Consider the following 3,017-nt stretch of genomic DNA (forward strand, 5'->3'; position numbering starts at 1 on the left):
ATTGTTCTTTGAAAACTAGATAAAGTTTTATTGATAGTCAAGAAATTACCGAGTATCGCCATTTTAGGTTTTTAACCAATTCGGTTAAGTTAATAAGGGCGCACGGTGGATGCCTTGGCACTAGGAGCCGACGAAGGACGGGACTAACACCGATATGCTTCGGGGAGCTGTAAGTGAGCTGATCCGAAGATTTCCGAATGGGGGAACCCACTGTTCGTAATGGAACAGTATCCTTGCTTGAATACATAGAGCATGGAAGGCAGACCCAGGGAACTGAAACATCTAAGTACCTGGAGGAAGAGAAAGCAAATGCGATTCCCTGAGTAGCGGCGAGCGAAACGGGATTAGCCCAAACCAAGAGGCTTGCCTCTTGGGGTTGTAGGACACTCTATACGGAGTTACAAAGGAACGGGGTAGACGAAGAAGTCTGGAAAGGCTCGTCAAAGAAGGTAACAACCCTGTAGTCGAAACTTCGTTCCCTCTTGAGTGGATCCTGAGTACGGCGGGACACGTGAAATCCCGTCGGAAGCTGGGAGGACCATCTCCCAAGGCTAAATACTCCCTAGTGACCGATAGTGAACCAGTACCGTGAGGGAAAGGTGAAAAGCACCCCGGAAGGGGAGTGAAATAGAACCTGAAACCGTGTGCCTACAAGTAGTCAGAGCCCGTTAACGGGTGATGGCGTGCCTTTTGTAGAATGAACCGGCGAGTTACGATCCCATGCAAGGTTAAGTTGAGAAGACGGAGCCGCAGCGAAAGCGAGTCTGAATAGGGCGAATGAGTATGTGGTCGTAGACCCGAAACCAGGTGATCTACCCATGTCCAGGATGAAGTCCAGGTAACACTGGATGGAGGTCCGAACCCACGCACGTTGAAAAGTGCGGGGATGAGGTGTGGGTAGCGGAGAAATTCCAATCGAACCTGGAGATAGCTGGTTCTCTCCGAAATAGCTTTAGGGCTAGCCTCATGTTGTAAGAGTCTTGGAGGTAGAGCACTGTTTGGACTAGGGGCCCTCATCGGGTTACCGAATTCAGACAAACTCCGAATGCCAAAGACTTATCCATGGGAGTCAGACTGCGAGTGATAAGATCCGTAGTCGAAAGGGAAACAGCCCAGACCACCAGCTAAGGTCCCAAAGTATACGTTAAGTGGAAAAGGATGTGGAGTTGCTTAGACAACCAGGATGTTGGCTTAGAAGCAGCCACCATTTAAAGAGTGCGTAATAGCTCACTGGTCGAGTGACTCTGCGCCGAAAATGTACCGGGGCTAAACGTATCACCGAAGCTGTGGATTGACACCGTTTGGTGTCAGTGGTAGGAGAGCGTTCTAAGGACTGCGAAGCTAGACCGTAAGGACTGGTGGAGTGCTTAGAAGTGAGAATGCCGGTATGAGTAGCGAAAGATGGGTGAGAATCCCATCCACCGAATGCCTAAGGTTTCCTGAGGAAGGCTCGTCCGCTCAGGGTTAGTCGGGACCTAAGTCGAGGCCGATAGGCGTAGACGATGGACAACAGGTTGATATTCCTGTACCACCTTTCTTCCATTTGAGCAATGGGGGGACGCAGGAGGATAGGGTAAGCGCACTGCTGGATATGTGCGTCTAAGCAGTTAGGCTGATGATGAGGCAAATCCCATCATCGTGAAGGCTGAGCTGTGATAGCGAGCGAATTATAGTAGCGAAGTTCCTGATTCCACACTGCCAAGAAAAGCCTCTAGCGAGGAAGATGGTGCCCGTACCGCAAACCGACACAGGTAGGCGAGGAGAGAATCCTAAGGTGAGCGAGAGAACTCTCGTTAAGGAACTCGGCAAAATGACCCCGTAACTTCGGGAGAAGGGGTGCTCTGGTAGGGTGCAAGCCCGAGAGAGCCGCAGTGAATAGGCCCAGGCGACTGTTTAGCAAAAACACAGGTCTCTGCGAAGCCGTAAGGCGAAGTATAGGGGCTGACGCCTGCCCGGTGCTGGAAGGTTAAGAGGAGTGCTTAGCGCAAGCGAAGGTGCGAATCGAAGCCCCAGTAAACGGCGGCCGTAACTATAACGGTCCTAAGGTAGCGAAATTCCTTGTCGGGTAAGTTCCGACCCGCACGAAAGGCGTAACGATCTGGGCACTGTCTCAACGAGAGACTCGGTGAAATTATAGTACCTGTGAAGATGCAGGTTACCCGCGACAGGACGGAAAGACCCCGTGGAGCTTTACTGTAGCCTGATATTGAATTTTGGCACAGCTTGTACAGGATAGGTAGGAGCCTTGGAAGCCGGAGCGCTAGCTTCGGTGGAGGCGTCGGTGGGATACTACCCTGGCTGTGTTGACATTCTAACCCGCGCCCCTTATCGGGGTGGGAGACAGTGTCAGGTGGGCAGTTTGACTGGGGCGGTCGCCTCCTAAAGAGTAACGGAGGCGCCCAAAGGTTCCCTCAGAATGGTTGGAAATCATTCGCAGAGTGTAAAGGCACAAGGGAGCTTGACTGCGAGACCTACAAGTCGAGCAGGGACGAAAGTCGGGCTTAGTGATCCGGTGGTTCCGCATGGAAGGGCCATCGCTCAACGGATAAAAGCTACCCCGGGGATAACAGGCTTATCTCCCCCAAGAGTCCACATCGACGGGGAGGTTTGGCACCTCGATGTCGGCTCATCGCATCCTGGGGCTGTAGTCGGTCCCAAGGGTTGGGCTGTTCGCCCATTAAAGCGGTACGCGAGCTGGGTTCAGAACGTCGTGAGACAGTTCGGTCCCTATCCGTCGTGGGCGCAGGAAATTTGAGAGGAGCTGTCCTTAGTACGAGAGGACCGGGATGGACGCACCGCTGGTGTACCAGTTGTCTTGCCAAAGGCATCGCTGGGTAGCTATGTGCGGAAGGGATAAGTGCTGAAAGCATCTAAGCATGAAGCCCCCCTCGAGATGAGATTTCCCATCACTTTATGTGAGTAAGATCCCTGAAAGATGATCAGGTAGATAGGTCAGAGGTGGAAGTGTGGCGACACATGGAGCTGACTGATACTAATCGATCGAGGACTTAACCAAA

1 rRNA gene is annotated in these 3,017 nt (G+C 52.3%); it reads left to right on the forward strand.

Annotated elements, in window-relative coordinates:
- Positions 1-82: 82 nt before the first annotated feature.
- Positions 83-3,016 (forward strand): 23S ribosomal RNA (locus ABJ225_RS22270).
- The last annotated feature ends 1 nt before the right edge of the window (position 3,017 follow it).

This window comes from Rossellomorea sp. RS05, from assembly GCF_039822645.1.
GTDB lineage: Bacteria > Bacillota > Bacilli > Bacillales > Bacillaceae_B > Rossellomorea > Rossellomorea marisflavi_B.